This is a genomic window from Halopseudomonas maritima (assembly GCF_021545785.1).
Lineage (GTDB): Bacteria > Pseudomonadota > Gammaproteobacteria > Pseudomonadales > Pseudomonadaceae > Halopseudomonas > Halopseudomonas maritima.
Map to the genome: position 1 here is coordinate 2,378,967 of NZ_CP079801.1, position 18,122 is coordinate 2,397,088.

At 64.3% G+C, this 18,122-nt stretch carries 19 protein-coding genes; 17 read left to right on the top strand and 2 right to left on the bottom strand.

Annotated elements, in window-relative coordinates:
- Positions 1-40 precede the first annotated feature (40 nt).
- The 9 genes from HV822_RS10920 (at position 41) to HV822_RS10960 (ending at position 8,111) form a co-directional block, all read left to right on the top strand.
- A complete protein-coding gene (locus HV822_RS10920; protein ID WP_238870015.1) occupies positions 41-2,035 on the top strand; it encodes a TonB-dependent receptor in 1,995 nt (664 codons plus the stop codon).
- Positions 2,036-2,059: 24 nt separating this feature from the next.
- A complete protein-coding gene (locus tag HV822_RS10925; RefSeq protein WP_238870016.1) occupies positions 2,060-2,770 on the top strand; it encodes a DUF4198 domain-containing protein in 711 nt (236 codons plus the stop codon).
- The gene (locus tag HV822_RS10930) at positions 2,757-3,242 is read left to right on the top strand and encodes a hypothetical protein (protein ID WP_238870017.1); all 486 of its coding nucleotides are present in this window, start codon (positions 2,757-2,759) and stop codon (positions 3,240-3,242) included. The genes HV822_RS10925 and HV822_RS10930 overlap by 14 nt, the downstream gene beginning before the upstream one ends.
- Positions 3,242-3,856, top strand: a complete 615-nt coding sequence (gene cbiM / locus HV822_RS10935) for a cobalt transporter CbiM (RefSeq protein ID WP_238870018.1) — start codon at positions 3,242-3,244, stop codon at positions 3,854-3,856. The genes HV822_RS10930 and cbiM overlap by 1 nt, the downstream gene beginning before the upstream one ends.
- Entirely contained in the window at positions 3,853-4,512 is a 660-nt protein-coding gene (locus HV822_RS10940) for an energy-coupling factor transporter transmembrane component T family protein (RefSeq protein WP_238870019.1), read from the top strand. The genes cbiM and HV822_RS10940 overlap by 4 nt, the downstream gene beginning before the upstream one ends.
- Positions 4,509-5,141, top strand: a complete 633-nt coding sequence (locus HV822_RS10945) for an energy-coupling factor ABC transporter ATP-binding protein (RefSeq protein ID WP_238870020.1) — start codon at positions 4,509-4,511, stop codon at positions 5,139-5,141. Before HV822_RS10940 ends, HV822_RS10945 begins: the two co-directional genes overlap by 4 nt.
- Positions 5,142-5,148: 7 nt before the next feature.
- Complete coding sequence (gene nikR / locus HV822_RS10950) at positions 5,149-5,622, top strand: nickel-responsive transcriptional regulator NikR (RefSeq protein WP_238870021.1); 474 nt, start codon at positions 5,149-5,151, stop codon at positions 5,620-5,622.
- A 37-nt stretch (positions 5,623-5,659) separates the two neighbouring features.
- Positions 5,660-7,135 carry an AMP nucleosidase gene (gene amn, locus HV822_RS10955; protein ID WP_238870022.1) on the top strand — a complete coding sequence of 492 codons (1,476 nt, stop codon included), beginning with the start codon at positions 5,660-5,662 and terminating at the stop codon, positions 7,133-7,135.
- A 70-nt stretch (positions 7,136-7,205) separates the two neighbouring features.
- Positions 7,206-8,111, top strand: coding sequence for an SdiA-regulated domain-containing protein (locus HV822_RS10960; RefSeq protein WP_238870023.1), 906 nt, complete (start codon positions 7,206-7,208; stop codon positions 8,109-8,111).
- Here HV822_RS10960 and HV822_RS10965 read toward each other — a convergent pair.
- Positions 8,108-9,418 carry a serine hydrolase domain-containing protein gene (locus tag HV822_RS10965; protein ID WP_396264851.1) on the bottom strand — a complete coding sequence of 437 codons (1,311 nt, stop codon included), beginning with the start codon at positions 9,416-9,418 and terminating at the stop codon, positions 8,108-8,110. The two genes, HV822_RS10960 and HV822_RS10965, sit on opposite strands and share 4 nt — an antisense overlap.
- 153 nt (positions 9,419-9,571) lie before the next feature.
- Here HV822_RS10965 and HV822_RS10970 point away from each other — a divergent pair, with 153 nt between their 5' ends.
- The 8 genes from HV822_RS10970 (at position 9,572) to HV822_RS11005 (ending at position 17,165) form a co-directional block, all read left to right on the top strand.
- On the top strand, positions 9,572-10,501 hold the full coding sequence (locus HV822_RS10970) for a LysR family transcriptional regulator (RefSeq protein WP_238870024.1): 930 nt from the start codon (positions 9,572-9,574) through the stop codon (positions 10,499-10,501).
- 213 nt (positions 10,502-10,714) lie between these two features.
- The gene (locus tag HV822_RS10975; RefSeq protein WP_238870025.1) at positions 10,715-11,176 is read left to right on the top strand and encodes a (2Fe-2S)-binding protein; all 462 of its coding nucleotides are present in this window, start codon (positions 10,715-10,717) and stop codon (positions 11,174-11,176) included.
- Positions 11,173-13,365 (top strand): xanthine dehydrogenase family protein molybdopterin-binding subunit, encoded by a 2,193-nt coding sequence (locus tag HV822_RS10980; protein ID WP_238870026.1) that lies wholly within the window; start codon positions 11,173-11,175, stop codon positions 13,363-13,365. The genes HV822_RS10975 and HV822_RS10980 overlap by 4 nt, the downstream gene beginning before the upstream one ends.
- A 3-nt stretch (positions 13,366-13,368) precedes the next feature.
- Complete coding sequence (locus tag HV822_RS10985) at positions 13,369-14,595, top strand: cytochrome c (protein ID WP_238870027.1); 1,227 nt, start codon at positions 13,369-13,371, stop codon at positions 14,593-14,595.
- 19 nt (positions 14,596-14,614) lie between these two features.
- Complete coding sequence (locus HV822_RS10990; RefSeq protein WP_238870028.1) at positions 14,615-15,769, top strand: XdhC family protein; 1,155 nt, start codon at positions 14,615-14,617, stop codon at positions 15,767-15,769.
- Positions 15,770-16,063 (top strand): putative quinol monooxygenase, encoded by a 294-nt coding sequence (locus HV822_RS10995; RefSeq protein WP_238870029.1) that lies wholly within the window; start codon positions 15,770-15,772, stop codon positions 16,061-16,063.
- A gap of 20 nt (positions 16,064-16,083) precedes the next feature.
- Positions 16,084-16,647: a nucleotidyltransferase family protein gene (locus HV822_RS11000; protein WP_238870030.1), complete on the top strand. Its 564-nt coding sequence runs from the start codon at positions 16,084-16,086 to the stop codon at positions 16,645-16,647.
- Between the two features lie 17 nt (positions 16,648-16,664).
- Positions 16,665-17,165, top strand: coding sequence for a nucleoside 2-deoxyribosyltransferase (locus tag HV822_RS11005; protein ID WP_238870031.1), 501 nt, complete (start codon positions 16,665-16,667; stop codon positions 17,163-17,165).
- A gap of 224 nt (positions 17,166-17,389) precedes the next feature.
- Here the strand turns inward: HV822_RS11005 and HV822_RS11010 are convergent, their stop codons facing one another.
- Positions 17,390-18,016, bottom strand: a complete 627-nt coding sequence (locus tag HV822_RS11010) for a TetR/AcrR family transcriptional regulator (RefSeq protein ID WP_238870032.1) — start codon at positions 18,014-18,016, stop codon at positions 17,390-17,392.
- Positions 18,017-18,122: the final 106 nt, after the last annotated feature.

Genomic DNA, 18,122 nt, shown 5'->3' on the forward strand with positions numbered 1-18,122 from the left:
TGGCTGAGAGGTGCCGCGATCGCCCGTATAAGGATGTCTCATGCTGTTCCCCCGTCTCACGTCGTTAGCCGTTGTCCTGCTGATGCCGCTGCCGGTGCTGGCCACTTCTGAAGCCGTGTCGCTGGCCAGTATTACCGTCAAGGGTCAGGCCATGGCCGACACGGCTGACCAGGCCTATTCGGTCACCCATTTGCACGCTGATGAAATTCGTAACGAGCATGTCGATCAGGTGCAGAGCTTGCTGCGCAAGGTGCCGGGCATGAATGTCAGCACGCTGGGGCTGCCGGGGGTGGCAGACAATATCTCGCTGCGTGGTTTTGGCGCTGGCGGGCACGGTGGAGACATCGGCTTCGTGGTCGATGGCATTCCGCTCAACGAAGCCATGTCGCACGCCGATGGTTATGGCGACCTGAACGTCATCATTCCGTTGGAGCTGGAGCGCATCGACGTGCTGCGCGGCCCGGTCTCGGCGCTGTATGGCAACTACAACCGGGCCGGCACGGTCACGCTGCAGAGCCGCCGGGGCGGTGACTACCGCGATCTGGACATCAGCGCGGCGGAGTTCGGCAAGCTGGACCTGCAGGCCGCCGGCGGCTTTGAGGCCGAGCGTCAGCGTTTTAACCTCGCAGTGCAGGCAGTCCATGATGATGGTTTTCGCAATCAGTCGCAGGCTGACAGGCAAACCCTGGCTGGGCGCTGGGCGCTGGATGTGAGCCCTGATCTGGAAGTCGCCTTGTCCACCCGCCTGCATCATGCCGAGGCAGACAACCCGTCCTATTTGCCTTATGCCGAGTATCGCCGCGACCCCTATGGCGTCTACAGCGAGGTGCAGAACGACGGTAGCGAGAAGGACTTCAGAACCCTGCGTCTGGATGCCAACTACCAGCTGAGCGATGAGCTGCGCCTGTTGAGTTTTGTCTACCACACCAACCAGGACTTCAGCCGCTGGTTTACCCGCCCGCTCAGCGGTGTCTGGACCCAGCGCGAGGAAACCTATGATCGCGATGTGCTTGGCGGCGGCTTCAACCTCAATGGTGATAGCCAGCTGGCCGGCAAGACACTGACCTGGGTCACCGGCATCGAGACCTATCGTGAACGCACCGACTACCTGAAGTACGAAGACACCCAATACCGCCAGCGGGTCGGGTTGCCGGAGCTGGATCGTCGTTTCAGCCTGAATAACCTGGCGGCCTTCGGCGAGATGCAGTGGCAACTGCACCCGTTGTTCATGCCCAGCCTGGGCCTGCGCTGGGATCGGTTTACCGGCGACTGCGACCTGCAAGGTGCGCAAACCAGTACGGCGGACTGCCAGCGCATGTCGTCGGTCAGTCACACCAGCCCCAAACTGGGCATTCGCTCGCAGCCGCTGGATTGGCTGGAGCTGCGTGGCAGCTGGGCCGAAGGCTTTGCCATCGCGCCGGATACCGCCAAGTACGAGCTGGGCGCGGGCAGTGTGTCGCCCAACGTGTTCCGGCAGATTGAGCTGGGTATGACGCTGACATGGCGTGACCTGGGCCTTGATGTGGCGGCTTACCGCATCGACTCCAGTGATGAAATTGGCCGCAACCCGGCCGGCGATTACGAGAACTTTGGCGAGACCCGCCGCCAGGGCGTGGAAGTGGCCGGCTACTGGTATCTGACCGACAGCCTGGATGTGTCGCTGGCCTGGGCCACCGCTCAGTCGGAGATTCGCAAGCACCGCGACGCCAGTCTGGAGGGCAACCGGGTGACCGGGGTGCCCAGTCACACCACCACCGCGCAGCTTAACTGGCGCCCGCTGACGCACTGGGAAAGCAGCCTGACGCTGCGTGATATCGGTGATTACGCGGTCAATGCCAGCAATCAGCTGGTCGATGGCGGCTACCGCGTGACCGACCTGACATTGGCCTACCAGTTTCCGGGCACCCCGGACTATCGCGCCTACCTGGCGGTGGAGAACCTGACCGACAAGGTCTATGCCTCCACGGTCTCCACCGTTGGGTATGCTTCCGGCGCGCCCCGTCGTGTCAGCCTGGGTATCCAGGCCCGTTTCTGACCTCAGCGCATAAGGAGTTTGAACATGTTTTACCCCCTGCGCCGCCTGCTCGCGGCAACCAGTCTGGCCCTGCTCAGCCCCGTGGTCAGTGCCCATACCGTCTGGCTGGAAGCGACTGACAGCGCGACCGACTATGCGGTGCGCTTTGGCGGGCATGCCGGCGTGCTGGAGGAGTATCCGCCAGCCAAGCTGACCGAGGTTCGGGCCGTCGGCGGCGCAGGAGAGCCGATCGATGTTGCTCGTCAGGATCTGGCCGTCGGCGTCCAGTTGCAAAGCGCTGAGCCGGCCTCCCTGTTGACCCTGACCTTCGACAACGGCATCTGGAGCCGTCTGCCCAATGGCCGCAGCGAGAACCTGCCGATGGATCAGGTGGAGGGCGCTGAATCGGCGGTCAACGCGATCAAGTACCACAAGTACATTGCGCGCTGGGACGCACAGGCAACGCAGCCGCAGGGGCAGGCTTTCGAGTTGGTGCCGCTGGATGTAGAGGCGCCTGCCGCCGGTCAGCCGCTGCGCCTCAAGATACTGATCAACGGCCAGCCGACGCAGGGCATTGCCCTGGCCTTTGGCGAGGAAGGTGACGATGCTGTCAGTGACGCTGCGGGTGTGGCGGTGCTGACTGCCCGCAGGGGCGTCAATCGCATCTGGTCCGGCCAGCGGCTGGAGGTGGCGGACAACCCCGCTTACACCCAGCTGAGCACCGAATACAGTCTGGTGTTCCATGCGCAGGATTGAGCTGCAGCTGGCTGCTGTGCTGGCGCTTTGGCTGGCCGCTTTTGCCGTGCAGGCCCACGGCCTGGATGTGATCGCGCAGCGCAGTGATAGCCAGGTGTCGGGCCTGGCGCTGTACACCGACGGCACGCCGGCGCAGGCGATTTACGTTGCGCTGGTCGCGGCCGAAGATGCCACCCAGATACTGGCGGAAAGCCAGACCGATGCACAGGGCCGCTTTGTGTTTGCGGCGCGTGCCGATGGCGGCACGCGGGTCATTGTGGAAGGCGAGGAGGGACATCGCGCCCAGGCGCTGGTCAGTGACTTGCCGGCCAGCAGCGGCAGCAATGCGACGCTGTTGCTGCTGCGCGAGGATATCGCCCGCCTGCAGCAGCATATGTGGTGGCGTGACCTGATTGGCGCCATCGGCTACCTGGTCGGCATTGTTGGCTTGTGGGCGCTGTGGCGCCGCCGTCAGAGCGGGCAGGTGCGCTGATGCATATTGCCGAGGGCGTCCTCAGTCTGCCGGTGCTGGCCGGTTGCGCGGCCTTGTCGGCGGGCTGTGTCGCCATGGGTGTGCGCCGTTTGGACGAGACGCGCATGCCGCTGGCGGCGCTGCTGGGAGCCGCCTTTATGGTTGCCAGTACGCTGCACATGCCGGTTGGCGTAGGCAGTGTGCATTTGATTCTCAATGGCCTGGCCGGCCTGCTGCTTGGCTGGGCGGTGTTTCCGCTGTTCTTTGTCGCTTTGCTGCTACAGGCGGCGTTGTTCTCCTTTGGCGGCTTTACCGTGCTGGGCGCCAATCTGTTGATCATGGCCATGCCTGCGCTGCTCTGTCATCTGCTGCTGGCGCCGGCGCTGCGGGGGGAGCCTAGCCGACGTCGGCTGCTGCTGGTGGGTGCCGGCTGCGGCGTGCTCGGCGTGGGCGGCGCCACTGTGCTGGCGGCCCTGCTGCTGAACCTGAGTGGTGGCCGGCTGTTTGATCATCTGGTTGGCATGCTGGTGCTGTCCCACGCACCCGTGTTTGTGGTCGATGCCCTGATCAGCGCGCTGGCGCTGAACCTGTTATGGCGCATGCTGCCGGACATGACGCGGGAGCTGTGCCCGTGAGCGCGCCGCAGCGGTTGCTGTTGGCCATGGGCGGGGCGCTGGCTGCGGCGATGCTGCAGCAGACTTGGCAATTGCTTGCGTTGCTGCTGTTAGCTGTCGCCGCGCTGTTTTGTGCGGCGGCGTTGCGGTTGGCCTCGCCGGGCTGGCTGCTGCGCCGGGTGGCGCTGCTGAATATCTTTGTGGCGCTGGTCTGGCTGACGCTGCCCTGGCAGTGGTCTTCAGGCGCGCTCAGCTGGAGCGAGGCGGGCGTGCAGGCGGCGCTGCACATCAGTTTGCGCAGCAATATCGCTGGCCTGTTCTGTATCGCCTTGCTGGCTGGCATGAACGCCTTTGATGTCGCGGCGGCGGCTGCACGCCTGGGTATGCCGCCACGGCTGGCGCAGCTGCTGTTGCTGACGGTGCGTTATCTCAGTGTGATGCAACAGACGCGGCAGCAGGTGCAGCGAGCGATGCAGGCGCGGGGGTTCCGGCCACGCTGCAACTGGCGCACGGCAGAAGTGCTGGCGCTGCAGGTGGCGCTGATCCTGGTGCATGCCTTGCTGCGGGCCGAGCGGGTGGCGCAGGCGATGCAGGCGCGCGGACTGGCGCAGCGGTTGGACCTGCCCGCCAGGGTGGCGTCGGCACCGGGGCTGGCGGCGGGGCAAGAGCCGTCATGAGTGCACTCATTCAGGCCAGCGCAGTGCAGTTGGTCCGCGGCCCGCAACGGCAGCTCGCGCTGCCTGACTTTGCGCTGCATGAAGGCGAGCGGCTATGTCTGGTTGGGCCAAGCGGGCGTGGTAAGACCAGCTTGTTGCACGCGCTGCTGGGGTTTGTACCGCTGCAAGCCGGTAGTCTGCGGGTGTTTGGCCGAGAGCGCAGCCGCGAGGCGGACTTTGTGCCGCTGCGCGGGCCATTGGGGCTGTTGTTTCAGGACCCGGTCGATCAGCTGTTTGGCCCCACCGTGTTTGATGACGTGGCCTTTGGACCGCGCAACCAGGGGCATGGCCGCGATCAGGCTGGCCAGCTGGCGCTGCGTACCCTTGCGTCCCTGCAATTGGAGCACTTGGCCGAGCGGCCGGTGCAGCAGCTCTCAGGGGGGGAGCAGCGGCTGGTGGCGCTGGCCGGGGTGCTGGCGATGAGTCCGCGGGTGTTGTTGCTGGATGAGCCGAGCAACGGTCTGGACGAGGCCAGCTGCGAGCGTCTGTTTGCCTGTCTGCTGGACACCGGCTTGCCGATGCTGATTGCCAGCCACGATCAGACACTGGTACAACGTCTGGGAACCCGGATTTTGACGCTGCCCGCATGAGGACCTGATGGAGCGCATCACCATTTCCCTGGAGAGTGATCTGGCCGAAGCCTTTGACGCGCTGATCGCTGAGCGCGGCTACCGCAGTCGCTCCGAGGCTATGCGTGACCTGCTGCGCGCTGAGCTGGAGACTGCCCGCCAGACGGAGCAGCCGAGCGAATATTGTGTGGCAGCCCTCAGCTATGTCTACCATCATCACCAGCGTGAACTGGCCGAGCGACTGGCGCGCCACCACCACGAACACCATGACCTGAGCGTGTCCACGCTGCTGTCCTATATTGACCATGACCACTGCCTTGCCAGTTCGATCCTGCGCGGGCCGACAGTGCAGGTACGTCAGTTGGCCGAGCGCATCATGGCTGAAAGTGGCGTGCGGCATGGTCAGTTAAACCAGGTATCGCTGACCGAAGACGAGCACGAACATCAGCACGCCGGACATGACCATAGCGGCCGGCATCGCCATCTGCGCCCTTTGAGCTAGCACACTGGCGCCCTGAGCACCTGACAAGAGGTTTTCTGTGACCCACGTTTGCCCTGACGATTTTGTGAAGGTTGACACCCCTGAAGCGGCGGTAGACCGTTTGGCTGCGCTGCACCAGCAAGCGACCAGCGCGCTGCGCTCCGCCCTCAAACAGTACCTTGCCGACCGCACCCACCCCGGTGCTGACCGCTGCGCCTACCGTTACCCGGAGCTGCGCCTGACGTATCACTGTCAGGGCGAGGTGCCCAGCAGTGTGCGCGCCTATGCCAAGGTGCAGGTACCCGGCACCTACGCCATCACCGTGACCCAACCGGAGGCGTTTCGCAGTTACCTGCTGGATCAGCTGCGTCCGCTGATGTCCGATTTCACCGTAACGGTAGAGGTGGGGCCGAGCCAGGCCAACATCCCTTACCCCTACGTGGTGGAGCAGGGCGATGAGCTGGGTGCCTCGGGGGTGACCGCCGCGGAGTTGGCGCGGGTGTTCCCGAGTACCGACCTGTCAGCTGCCAACGACGGCACCGCAGATGGTCTGTACGACTGGGAAAATCAAGACCCGTTGCCGCTGGCACTGTTCGACGCCGCGCGTACCGACTTCTCCCTGCGCCGGCTGGTGCATTACACCGGCAGTGACTGGCGCCATGTGCAGCCGTGGATTCTGCTGACCAACTACCACCGCTATGTGGATCAGTTCATACGCCACGGGCTGGACATGCTGCAGAGCGACTCGCGTTTTCAGCGCATGGTGCTGCCGGGCAACGTGCTAGTCGAGCGGGGCATGAGCGAGGGCGAAATGCAGGCGATCATCGAGTCGGTCGTCTGGCACCGCTTCCAGATGCCGGCCTATCATCTGCAGGGCGACAACCCGGCCGAAGGCATTACCCTGGTCAACATTGGCGTTGGCCCGTCCAACGCCAAGAACATCACTGACCATCTGGCAGTACTGCGCCCGCACTGCTGGCTGATGATCGGCCATTGCGGTGGCCTGCGGCAGTCGCAGACCATCGGCGACTATGTGCTGGCGCATGCCTACATGCGCCGTGACGGCATTCTCGATCGGGTGCTGCCACCCAATATCCCGCTGCCGGCCCTGGCCGAGGTGCAGCAGGCGCTGCAGCAGTCTGCGGCCGATGTGACCGGTGAACAGGGCGATGCGCTCAAGCGGCGTCTGCGAACCGGTACGGTGCTGACCTACGATGACCGCAACTGGGAACTGCGCTGGGCCCAGGAGCGGCCGCTGATCAACCAGGCACGCGCCATCGCAGTGGATATGGAGAGCGGTACCATCGCCGCTCAGGGTTATCGCCTGCGGGTGCCCTACGGCACGCTGTTGTGCGTTTCTGATAAGCCCCTGCACAGTGAGATAAAACTCCCGGGCGCGGCTGGCGCCTTCTACGAGCGTGCTGTTACGCAGCATCTGCACATCGGTATACATGCTCTGGAGCTGATGCGCAGCCAGCTCGACTCGCTGCACTCGCGCAAGCTGCGCAGCTTCGACGAGCCGCCGTTCCGCTGATCGGCCCGCAGGGTCACATGGCTGTCATGCCGGTGGCGCATCATGCCCGGTCTATAGACCGGGGGTGGATATGCACATTGGACATGAGCGTCTTTTTCCGTCTGCACCGCGCTGGCGGTTGCGCAGGCGGACACTGACGCTGCTGGCGGCGCTGTTCACGCTGGCAGCGTTGCTGATGGGCTCACTGCGGCCGGCTACGCCACTGCCACCCTCGGCCCTATCATTGCAGAACTTTCGCGTCACCCTGCCAGCCGTGGTGGTCGCTGGCATTGGTGATGATCTCTCGGGGATTACCCACGACGGTGAGCATGATCGGCTGCTGGCCATCACCAACTCCGGCCCCGAGCAACTCTTGGTGCTTGACCGTCAGGGCAGCCTGCTGGCGCAGCATGCGCTGGTTGGTTTCAAGGACACCGAAGACCTGGCCTGGCTCGGCGATGGCTTGCTGGCGATTGTCGAGGAGCGCGTGCAGCGCATCAGCATTCTGCCCTTGCCCTTCGAAGGTGAGCCGCTGCGCCGCGCTGATGCCCGTCAGCTGACCTTGGGCATTGGCCTGTCGGACGACAACAAGGGCTTTGAAGGCATCGCTTACGATCGCGGGCGCGATCTGCTGTATCTGGTCAAGGAGCGGGAGCCACAGCGCCTGTATCGGGTTGCCGGGCTGCGCAGCACACTGCAGGGCAACCTGCAGCTGGATGTGCAGGATCTGACTGCCTGGATCGATGACGCGGGTGTGTCCAGCGATCTGTCGGCCATCACCGTTGAGCCGCGCAGCGGTCATTTGGTGCTGCTCAGCGACGAGTCGCGCCTGTTGTTCGAACTCGGCCCGCAGGGCCAGCTGCTGAGTCAGCGCTCGCTCGGACGGGGCGTGGGCCTGCAAGAGCCCATTCCCCAGCCCGAGGGTGTGATTCTGGATGATCGCGGCGAGCTGTTTGTCGTCAGCGAGCCCAACCTGTTCTACCGCCTGGCGCGCTAGCGCGCGTTCAGGTGCTGAGCCAACGCAGCGTACGCCGGTAGTGAAACCGGGTCGTTGGCGCCGTTGGCGGCAACCGGGTTGGAGGCAAAGCGGGCGATCACCATCTCGGCCTTGGGGTCGACATAGATGGTTTGCCCATGGATGCCGCGTGCGGCAAACATGCCCTGCTCCTCACCGGCCACCCACCACATGTTGCGGTAGCTCCAGCCGGGCAGCGTGGCGTAGCCGGCGCCGGCAAACTTGGCCTTATCGCCACCGGCGCGGATATCGGCCACTACCGCCTCGGGCACGATCTGCTGGCCGTTGAAGCGACCGTTGTTGCGCATCGCCTCGCCAAAGCGCGCCATGTCACGCAGGCTGGCGTTCATGCCGCCACCAGCAAACTGGGTGCCTACCTGATCCACCACGATGTAGGAATCTTGTTCGGCGCCCAGCTTGCCCCAGATGCGCTGCTCCAGCAGGTCGGCAAAGGAGGTGCCGGTTGCGCGCTGTACCACCCAGGCCAGCACATCGGAGTTGACCGTTCTGTAGGCGAAGGCGTCGCCGTGCTGCCCCTCGGGTTGTACCTTCTGCAAGAAGGCGTACAGCGAGGTGGCACCTTTGTAGTCGGCTGGGCGCGGAATCAGGTTGCCGGCGCGCGAATATTCCCAGATTTCGGCAGTGGTGTCGGAGTAGGTTTCCGAGTAGCGAATGGCCGTTGTCATGTCCATCACCTGGCGCACGCTGGCGTTGCCAAAGCCACTGTCTGCCAGCTCGGGCACGTAGCTGGCGACACTTGCCTGCTCATCCAGCACGCCTTCTTCAACCAGCATGGCGGCCAGGGTGCCAATAAAGGATTTGGTGACCGAGAAGGCCATGTGCGGCCGGTCTGCCTGCAAGGCGCCAGCGTAGCGCTCGTAAACTACCTTGCCGCGATGCAGCACGAGGATGCCGTCGGTGTAGTTGGCGTCCAGCGACTGGGCCCAGGTCATCTTTGTGCCATCGGCCAGCTGGAACTGGAGTGCGTCGATGTCTTCGCGCAGCGCCTGCGGCAGCGGGCTGGTTGCGGCGCCCGCGCGGCCCACCGTAGCGGTCGGCAGCAGTTCGCGAATGTGCGAAAAGGCCCAGCGGGTATATGGAAAGTGCAGATAGTTGTTGAAGGTCACCTGCTTGTCGGCGGCTGGCGGAAAGCCTTGCATCCAACCCATGACCTGCGGGTCGCTGGCGTGCGCGTCGAGCGGCGTTTGCGCCGCGAAGGCCTGGCTGCCAAGCAGGCCGCCAAGCAGCATGGAAAGGCAGGCGCGCTGCCAGTGCATTGGGCGTTTCATGAGGTTCCCCTGTGATTTTGTTGTTGTGGCGGCCAGTGCAATGCCGGCCTTGGTCGACAGTATTGGTACTGATATAAAGATAGTCCAATGCATATATTGCCGATCATTAATGCTATGAACTCATCAATAGACCTCAGACGATTGAATCATCTGGTGCTGCTTAGTGAGGAGTTGCACTTCTCGCGTGCCGCCAAGCGTGCGCACCTGTCGCAGACCGCCCTGAGTCGCAGTATTCAGTCGCTGGAGCACGATCTGCAACTGCGGCTGTTTGACCGCGGTACGCGCAGCGTTCAGCTGACGGTGGCGGGACGGCAACTGCTGGAACAGGCCCGTGAGCTATTGCGGCGCGCTGACGACCTGAGCACCTCGGCGCAGTATTTGGCCAACGGCGAAGGGGGGGAGCTCAACTTCGGGGCAGGCCTTATGGCGGCCCACAGCTACATGGCCGAGGTGTTGCCGGCGTTGCGCCGGGACTGCCCGGGCTTGCGGCTGAACCTGGAGGTGGATCATTGGCAGAATCTGTTGCGCCTGCTGGAGCAGGGGCGCATTGAGTTTCTGGTCGGTGCCACGGGGGAGTTGCATGAAGTCTCACGCCTGCAAGACTCGCGTCTCGAGGTTGAGCAGCTCTCAGCCAGCGCGACGGCTATCTATTGCCGCCGGGGCCATCCATTGCTCGGGCTGGATAGCCCACTGCCATCCTCGCGCCTGCTGGACTATCCCTGGGCTGCCGCGTTGTTTAACGACGCCTCTGTTGCTCATGTGCTGCGCCTGCTGGACCTGCCGACAGACAGCCGTCCGCTGGCCATCACCAGCTGCAACAATCTGCATCTTTTGCGGCAGACAGTGCTGCAGAGCGACAGCTTGCTGCATACCTGGGCTGGCTGGTTGCAGGAGGATGTACAGGCGGGTCGGCTGGTGGACCTGACACAGCGCCTGGCGCCCGATTTGCCTGCGCGTCGTTATCTGCTGCACAGCCACCTGATTCGCCTGGCCAATCGTACCCTGTCGCCACCCGCCCAGCGGGCGGTTGCCATGATCCTTGAGACATGCGCCGCGCCGCTGGGCTTGGGTGTGTCTGCTTGATCGTGCAAGGCTCTCGGGGTTTTGTGTTATCAGCCAACCGGCAGGGCTGGTTATTCTTCTCTCCTTATGTCCGTTGACCGTGCAGCGGACCGGCGATGGCTTGGAGGTGTCGCCTGTCTCGTATTCGACATTGGGCAGCTTGGTGTCCCATTCCTGATGCAGCTGCTAATTTAAATAGAAAAACCATAAAACTCGTAGCCTGACGAGGTTCTAATGATTCAGTTATCCGTGAATGGCACCCAGCACCAGCTGGATGTGCCTGAAGATATGCCGCTGCTCTGGGTGGTGCGTGATGTGCTCGGGCTAACCGGCACCAAATTCGGCTGTGGTATCGCCCAGTGTGGCGCCTGCACCGTGCATCTGGACGGCGAGGCGGTACGCTCCTGCGTGCTGCCGGTCAGTGCCGTAGCCGGGCGCGCCGTGACCACCATTGAGGCGGTTGGCGAGTCGGCGCTGGGCGCCCAGGTGCAGCAGGCGTGGCTGGCCCACGAGGTGGTGCAGTGTGGCTACTGCCAGTCAGGCCAGATCATGTCTGCTACCGCGCTGTTGCAGCGCCACCCCACCCCCAGTGATGCCCAGATTGATGCCGGTATGGCTGGCAATCTGTGCCGCTGCGCCACCTATACGCGCATCCGTGCGGCGATCAAGGACGTGGACGCCGGAGGTGCCGCATGAGTCAGTCAGGCAATGGCGTATCACGTCGCCGGTTTTTGCAGGGCTCGGGTGCCGCATTGGGCGGCCTGGTGCTCAGCACCTGGCTGCCGGGCTTTGTCCCGCACAGCGTCGCGGCCGAAGTGACCGCCGCCGGGCGGCTGGGCGACCAGGCTCCGCGCGGCTACGGCGCCTATGTTCGGGTTGGCCATGACGGCCAGGTCACGGTCATTTCGCCGAAGATCGAGATGGGGCAGGGCGCGCATACCGGCATCGCCATGATGGTGGCCGAGGAGCTTGAGGTGCCGCTGTCCTCCGTCAGCGTGGAAGACGCGCCGCCGGACAGCGAGCTGTATGCCGACTCGCTGATGCAGTTTCAGGCTACCGGTGGCTCCACCTCCACCCGGCATTCCTGGCAGCCGCTGCGTGAGGCCGGAGCAACCGCACGGCTGCTGCTGATTCAGGCCGCTGCGGCGCGCTGGGGTGTGGATGTGGCGCAGTGCCAGGCGCGTGAGGGCGTGGTGCATGGACCTGATGGTCAGCAGCTGCCCTACGGCGAGTTGGTAGATGCTGCTAGCGCTCTGCCCTTGCCAGAGGCTGTGGTGCTCAAGACGCCGGAACAGTTCCGCCTGCTCGGCACGCCCGCGCCGCGGCTGGATACGCCGGCCAAGGTCAACGGCAAGGCGCGCTTTACCATCGATTTACAGGTGCCGGGCATGCTGGTGGCGTCCACCCTGACCTGCCCGGTGTACGGCGGCAAGCTCAAATCCGTTGATGCCAGTACCGCCCGGGCGGTGCCGGGCGTGCAGGATGTGGTGACGCTGGATAACGCTGTGGCGGTTACCGCGAGCAACTATTGGGCCTGCCAGCAGGGGCTCAAGGCGCTGCGCGTGGAATGGGACCTGGGTGAACACGCGGCCATCGACTCCGCTCGGCTGGACCAGGCGTTGCAGGACGCCAGTAGCCGAGATGGTGTGGTTGCGCACAGCAGCGGCGATATCGAGGCGGCCCTGAGCGGTGCTGCCAGCACCTTTGAGGCGGTGTACGAGCAGCCGTTCCTGTCGCACTCGCCGCTGGAGCCGATGACCTGCGTGGCGCAGGTGCGGGCCGACGCCTGCGAGCTATGGGTGGGCACGCAGGTGCCGGCGTTCGCCCAGCAGACCGCCGCAGCGGTGACCGGCCTGCCGCCCGAGCGTATTCAGGTGCATAACCAGTTGATCGGTGGTGCCTTTGGCCGCCGACTGGATTTTGATTTCATCACCCAGGCGGTGGCCATTGCCAAGCAGGTGGACTATCCGATCAAACTGATCTGGAGCCGCGAAGAGGACATGACCCATGACCTCTATCGGCCGCATTATGTCGATCGCCTGACCGCTGCGCTGGACGTCGACGGTCGCCTGCAGGGCTGGCAGCACCGTATTGCCGGGGCGTCGGTGCTGGCGCGTTACATAGGCGGCCTGCCGCCCAGCGGTGTCGACTTCGACGCGGTTGAGGTGGCTATCGAGCCGATCTATGCGCTGGACAGTCTGCAAGTCAATTACATTCGCGAGGAGCCCAAGGTCGTACCGGTCTCCTGGTGGCGCGGGGTTGGCCCGCTGCGCAGCACCCTGGCACTGGAGTGCTTTATCGACGAGCTGGCGCACAACGCCGGCCAAGACCCGGTCGACTACCGCCTGGCGCTGATGGACGCCCATCCGCGGGCGCAGGCGGCGCTTAAACTGGCGGCCGAGAAAGCCGGCTGGCAGACCCCGCTGCCTGCCGGCCAGGGCCGAGGCATCGCGGTGAGCGCGGTATTTGGCAGCTTCCTCGCGACTGTTGTCGAGTTGGAAGTGCAAGCGGACAAGGGCGTGCGCATCAAGCGTCTGGTCAGCGCCATCGACTGCGGCCTGGTCACCAACCCTACCTCGGTGCTGGCGCAGATCGAGGGTGGCACGTTGTTTGGCCTGTCGGCATCGCTGTTCAACGAAATCACCCTTGAGCAGGGGCAGGTGCAGCAGAGCAACTTCCACAACTACCGCCAACTGCGCATCAACGAAGCGCCCGGTGTGGAGGTACACATTGTGCCCAGTAGCGAAGACCCCGGTGGGGTGGGTGAAACGGGCACCGCGCTGATCGGTCCGGCCCTGCTCAATGCGCTGGCTGCCGCCACTGGCGAGCGCTTGCGGCGCCTGCCGTTGAGCCGCGCTGGATACTTCCCGGTACAAGGAGCCTGACCCATGCATCCGAGCAAAACCCTGATTGGCGGGCTGGCTCTGGCTGCCCTGAGTCTCCCCGCGCTGGCTGATGACCAGGCGCTGATCGAGCGCGGCAAGTATCTGGCCGCGGCCGCCGACTGCGTGGCCTGTCACACAGTACCCGGTGGCGAACCCTTTGCGGGTGGCGTGGAGTTCAAGCTGCCATTCGGTTCGCTGTATTCACCCAATATCACGCCCGACCGGGAAACCGGCATTGGCGACTGGAGCGATGCGGACTTTCTGGGCGCGCTGCACGAGGGCGTCGGCAAGGACGGCAAGCGCTACTATCCGGCGTTTCCGTACACCTCCTACACCCTGATGCCAGACGAGGACGTGCAGGCCATCAAAGCCTACCTGTTCAGCCTGGAACCGGTCAGCAACACGGTGCCGGAGAACACCCTCTCGTTTCCCTTCAACCAGCGCTGGGGCATGCTCTTCTGGAATCTGGTGTTCCACGATAACGCCCGCTTTGAGCCGGACCCGACGCAGTCTGAGCAGTGGAACCGTGGCGCCTATCTGGTCGAGGGCCCCGGCCACTGTGGCGAGTGCCACACGCCGCGTAACTTCGCTCAGGCGCTGAGCAGCAGCCAGCCGCTGGCCGGCAACCTGGTGCAGGGCTGGCAGGCTTACAACATCAGCAGCGACGTACAGTACGGTATCGGCGCCTGGTCGCCGGCTGAACTGGTCAGCTACCTTGGCAAGGGCTATGCGCCTGGCAAGGGCGTCGCGAGCGGGCCGATGGGTGATGTCGTCAGTCACAGTCTGCGACACCTGAACAGTGATGACCTGTCAGCCATTGCCACCTATCTGCTCACTACCGAGCCGCAGGCCGAGGGCGTGCCGCGACCGCAACCGACGACGGCTGCCGCAACGCCGGTGACCGATGGCGGGTTGGGTGGCCACCTGTTTGCCGGTGCCTGCGCCGGCTGTCACAGCTGGAACGGCGAGGGCACCCAGAGCCCTGTGGCGACTCTGTCGGGGCTGAAGACGGTCAATGACCCCGCCGGCACCAACTTGCTCAACATCCTGTTGCGCGGCCATGCGGCGCCGCACCTGCGGGTCGACCAGCAGATGCCCAACTTTGCCAACGCCTATCAGGATGCCGAGCTGGCTGCTGTCGGCAGCTTCGTGTTGCAGCACTTTGGTCAGAGTGGCGGTACGTTGAGCGCCGAGGATGTTGCTGCACGGCGCGGCAACACCGGCCATTGAACTGCGCCGGAGGTAAGGCATGAGCGAGCTTGAGCAGCTGCTGGAAGCGGTGGCAGTGGCCGAGGGCGCGGGTGAAGAGGCGGTGTTGGCCACGGTGGTCAAGGTTGAAGGCTCGGCATACCGCCGCCCTGGCGCGCGCATGCTGATCAATACGCTGGGTCAGACCGCCGGCACTGTGAGCGGCGGCTGCCTGGAGACCGAGGTGGCGCGCACCGCCTGGTGGCTGACCGAGCGCGGGCCGGCGCTGCGCAGTTACAGCACTGCCGAGGATGCAGAGGACGGCGACGCGGCTGTGCGGTTTGGACTGGGCTGTAATGGCACCGTGCACCTGCTGTTTGAGCGGATAAGCTCGCCGGCCTGCCAACTGCTGTTGGCTAACGCTCGTGACCTGGTGGCGCCGCAGAGCGGTGCAATGGCAACGGTGGTAGGCCCCGCGCACAGCGGACTGCTTGGCCAGCGGTTGGTTCTGGATGGGGCGGGGCGCACTGCCGGCAGCCTGCCGGCCTCGCTGCAGGCGCCACTTCACTCGCTGTTGCTGCAGGCGCGGGACGCCCCTCGGGCCAGCCTGCACCAGTTTGAGCAATCAGGTGGGCAGGTACTGGAGGTGCTGCTTGAGCCGCTGCGTCCGGCGCGCCGGCTGGTCATCTTTGGTGGCGGGCATGACGCCCAACCGTTGGTGAGCATGGCGCGCCTGCAGGGTCTGCATGTGACGCTGATCGACAGCCGAGCGCACTTTGCCCGTGCCGCGCGCTTCCCCGATGCGCATGCGGTGCTGCAGGGCGACTTGCAGCAACCGGATGCGCTGCTGCCACTGCTGGACGATGCGGCTGTGGTTATCATGACCCACAGCCTGCAGCAGGACGCCTGCTGGCTTGATCTGGCCGTGCGGTCAGCCGCCTGCTATATCGGCCAGCTGGGGCCACGTGAGCGCACCGAGCGTCTGCTCGCCGGCGTTCAGCGTCCGCTGCCTGCTCAGCTTCATTACCCGGTTGGCCTGGATCTGGGCGGCGATACACCTCAGAGCGTGGCGCTGGCCGTATTGGCTGAAATAACGGCGGTGGCGCACCAGCGCCAGGGCGGCAAGCTACAGCAGCGACGCACCGCCATTCATGACCCGGTGCCGGTTGAGCGTCACGCCCGGGTCGTTTCACCTTCGCTGAGTGAGAAATACTAGATGTCTGAAATCATTACCATTGTTGCCGTACTGCGCGCGGCGGACGGCGCTGCCGAGAAAGTTGCCGGTATTTTGCATCGCGCTGTGGCGCCATCCCGTGCCGAAGCCGGTTGCCGCGGTTACGTGCTGCACCATGATCGCAGCGATCATCAGCGCTTTGTCTTTGTCGAGCAATGGGCCGGCATGGAGGCGATTGAAGCCCATCGCCAGGCGCCACACTACCTGGCGATGGGCAAGGCGCTGGATGGCCTGATCGCTGAGCGTGAGGTCATGCTGCTGGACGCAGTGCCCTGAGCCGTCGCGTTGCCGCCCTGATGCTGGCGGCTGGCAGCAGTCAGCGCTTTGGCAGCGATAAGCGCCGGGCGCCGCTAGCCAGCGGCCACAGCATGCTGCAGGCTGCCATGGCGCGCGCCCTGGATGCTTTCGGACAGCTCACCCTGGTGCTGCGTGAGGGCGATGACCCCGCCGCCCTCGGGGTGCCCGAGGGTGTGCAGGTGCTTTTCAACCCGCACGGTGAGCGCGGCATGGCCGGCTCTCTGGTGCTGGGGGTACAGCATCTACTGCAAAGCGATGCGGAGGTGCTTGCGGTGCTGCTGGCGGATATGCCTTGCCTGCAGCAAAACACGCTACAGGCGGTCATCGCTGCGAGCGATCCAGAGCATATCGTGCAGCCCCAGTTTCAGGGGCGAGGCGGTCACCCGGTGCTGTTTGGTCGGCGCTTCTGGCCCGAGCTGCTGGCGCTGGAGGGCGATGTTGGCGCACGCTCGGTTGTGCGGGCCCGCGCTGAATACGTTAAGGTGCTGACGGTGGCTGACCCTGGCGTGTGCCTGGATATCGATGAGCCGAGCGCCCTGGCCACCCTTGCCCCCTCGATTTGACCTTGCAGGAGAACCCCGTGCCCTCGGTGTATCTGGCCGGCTTCGATGTGTTTTATCCCGACGCGCTGGGGCGCGGCGCCTATCTCAAACAACTGTGCGCCGAGCATGGCCTGCGCGGGCTCTATCCGTTAGATGCGCAGGTGCCGGCCGGCGAGACGCAGCCAGCGCAGTGGATCTGCCAGGCCAACCTGCAGGCCTTGCGCAGCGCCGATGCGGTGCTCGCCAACCTGGGCCGCTTTCGCGGCGCCGAGCCTGATTCTGGGACGGTGTTCGAGGTCGGGTTCGCCTGCGCTCTGGGTAAGCCGGTGTGGGCTTACTTTGCGGAGCAGCAACCGCTGATTGAGCAGGTAGACCATGACGAACAGGGATACTGCGCCGACGGCTTCCAGGTTGAGGACTTTGGTTTGCCGCGTAACCTGATGCTCGCCTGCAGTTGGGTCGGCGCCAGCGAGACCGCCGAGCAGGCCGTGGCGCAGCTGGCGGCTTGGTTGCGAGGCCTGGGGCACGCTGCACCCTAGCTAGCGCCCGCAAACGGCGCCGTCGGGGTAACCAGTTGCTAGCGCTCAAGGAGACCCTGCGACTCGCCTTGGCTACCTGGTGCTTCGGTCCACGCGTTAACCACTTGGGTATCGCTGCCCAGGCTCAAGGCGATGTAAAGCGATGCCTGCAGCACCTGAATGGGGACACGCCTCTTGGCGCCCCCTCATTGATTTTGCTGACCGCCTGGGGGCGCTTGCTGCTTTCAATCCTCTCTGGCGCGAATCTTGAAGAGGTGTTCAAACCCCTGCAGCGTGCTGTCCACGAAGCGCTCATCGGTGGTGGGGGCTGGAAACTGCAGAACACCATGGATGACCAGGGAAGCCAGGCCGTGGGTGTAGGACCAACTCGCCAACGCGGATCGGCGCACCTCCGCGCTGTCCATTCCCTGACCGAGTACCTCGGCGATTATGCGCTTGAGCTCGCCAAACGCCTCATCGCGAGCCTCGCGGTACTCCAGAGGCATATGGTTGCTGGCTAACTCCGGACCAAACATCAGTTGGTACAGCGCCGGGTTGGCGCGGGCGAAACTGAAATAGGCCAGGCTTGCATCGCGCAGCTTCTGCAGGCCGACATTACCTTGGTCGGCGCTGCGTAGCGCGATGCCCAGCTCGCGAAAACCCTGAGCCGCCAAATAGCCGACCAGCTCGGCGCGGTTTGCGTAGTGGTGATAGGCGGCCGTTGAGCTTACCCCGACGCGTTCCGATACCGCGCGTAGTGACAGCTTCGTCGGCCCCACCTCTTCGAGCATCTCCCGGGCGGCACTCAGCAGTTGCGGGGCGAGGTTGCCTACGTGGTAGGTGTCTCTTGCTCGTTGGGATGTCTTGTTCATTCTCGGGACCGGCCTGGATGCGTTTGGAGGAGGCATTGATCTTATCATTCGGATGTATCTTGACGTCGATAAGATTAAAATCTTAACATCGATAACATTCTATGAA

What these genes read in the sequence shown, in the direction of transcription:
- nikR (WP_238870021.1), top strand. Translation starts at nt 5,149, where the DNA reads ATGGAGCGCATCACCATTTCCCTGGAGAGTGATCTGGCCGAAGCCTTT.
- HV822_RS10960 (WP_238870023.1), top strand. Translation starts at nt 7,206, where the DNA reads ATGCACATTGGACATGAGCGTCTTTTTCCGTCTGCACCGCGCTGGCGG.
- HV822_RS10945 (WP_238870020.1), top strand. Translation starts at nt 4,509, where the DNA reads ATGAGTGCACTCATTCAGGCCAGCGCAGTGCAGTTGGTCCGCGGCCCG.
- HV822_RS10975 (WP_238870025.1), top strand. Translation starts at nt 10,715, where the DNA reads ATGATTCAGTTATCCGTGAATGGCACCCAGCACCAGCTGGATGTGCCT.
- HV822_RS10995 (WP_238870029.1), top strand. Translation starts at nt 15,770, where the DNA reads ATGTCTGAAATCATTACCATTGTTGCCGTACTGCGCGCGGCGGACGGC.
- HV822_RS11000 (WP_238870030.1), top strand. Translation starts at nt 16,084, where the DNA reads ATGCTGGCGGCTGGCAGCAGTCAGCGCTTTGGCAGCGATAAGCGCCGG.
- cbiM (WP_238870018.1), top strand. Translation starts at nt 3,242, where the DNA reads ATGCATATTGCCGAGGGCGTCCTCAGTCTGCCGGTGCTGGCCGGTTGC.
- HV822_RS10980 (WP_238870026.1), top strand. Translation starts at nt 11,173, where the DNA reads ATGAGTCAGTCAGGCAATGGCGTATCACGTCGCCGGTTTTTGCAGGGC.
- HV822_RS11010 (WP_238870032.1), bottom strand. Translation starts at nt 18,016, where the DNA reads ATGAACAAGACATCCCAACGAGCAAGAGACACCTACCACGTAGGCAAC.
- HV822_RS10965 (WP_396264851.1), bottom strand. Translation starts at nt 9,418, where the DNA reads ATGAAACGCCCAATGCACTGGCAGCGCGCCTGCCTTTCCATGCTGCTT.
- HV822_RS10990 (WP_238870028.1), top strand. Translation starts at nt 14,615, where the DNA reads ATGAGCGAGCTTGAGCAGCTGCTGGAAGCGGTGGCAGTGGCCGAGGGC.
- HV822_RS10925 (WP_238870016.1), top strand. Translation starts at nt 2,060, where the DNA reads ATGTTTTACCCCCTGCGCCGCCTGCTCGCGGCAACCAGTCTGGCCCTG.
- HV822_RS10985 (WP_238870027.1), top strand. Translation starts at nt 13,369, where the DNA reads ATGCATCCGAGCAAAACCCTGATTGGCGGGCTGGCTCTGGCTGCCCTG.
- HV822_RS10930 (WP_238870017.1), top strand. Translation starts at nt 2,757, where the DNA reads ATGCGCAGGATTGAGCTGCAGCTGGCTGCTGTGCTGGCGCTTTGGCTG.
- HV822_RS10920 (WP_238870015.1), top strand. Translation starts at nt 41, where the DNA reads ATGCTGTTCCCCCGTCTCACGTCGTTAGCCGTTGTCCTGCTGATGCCG.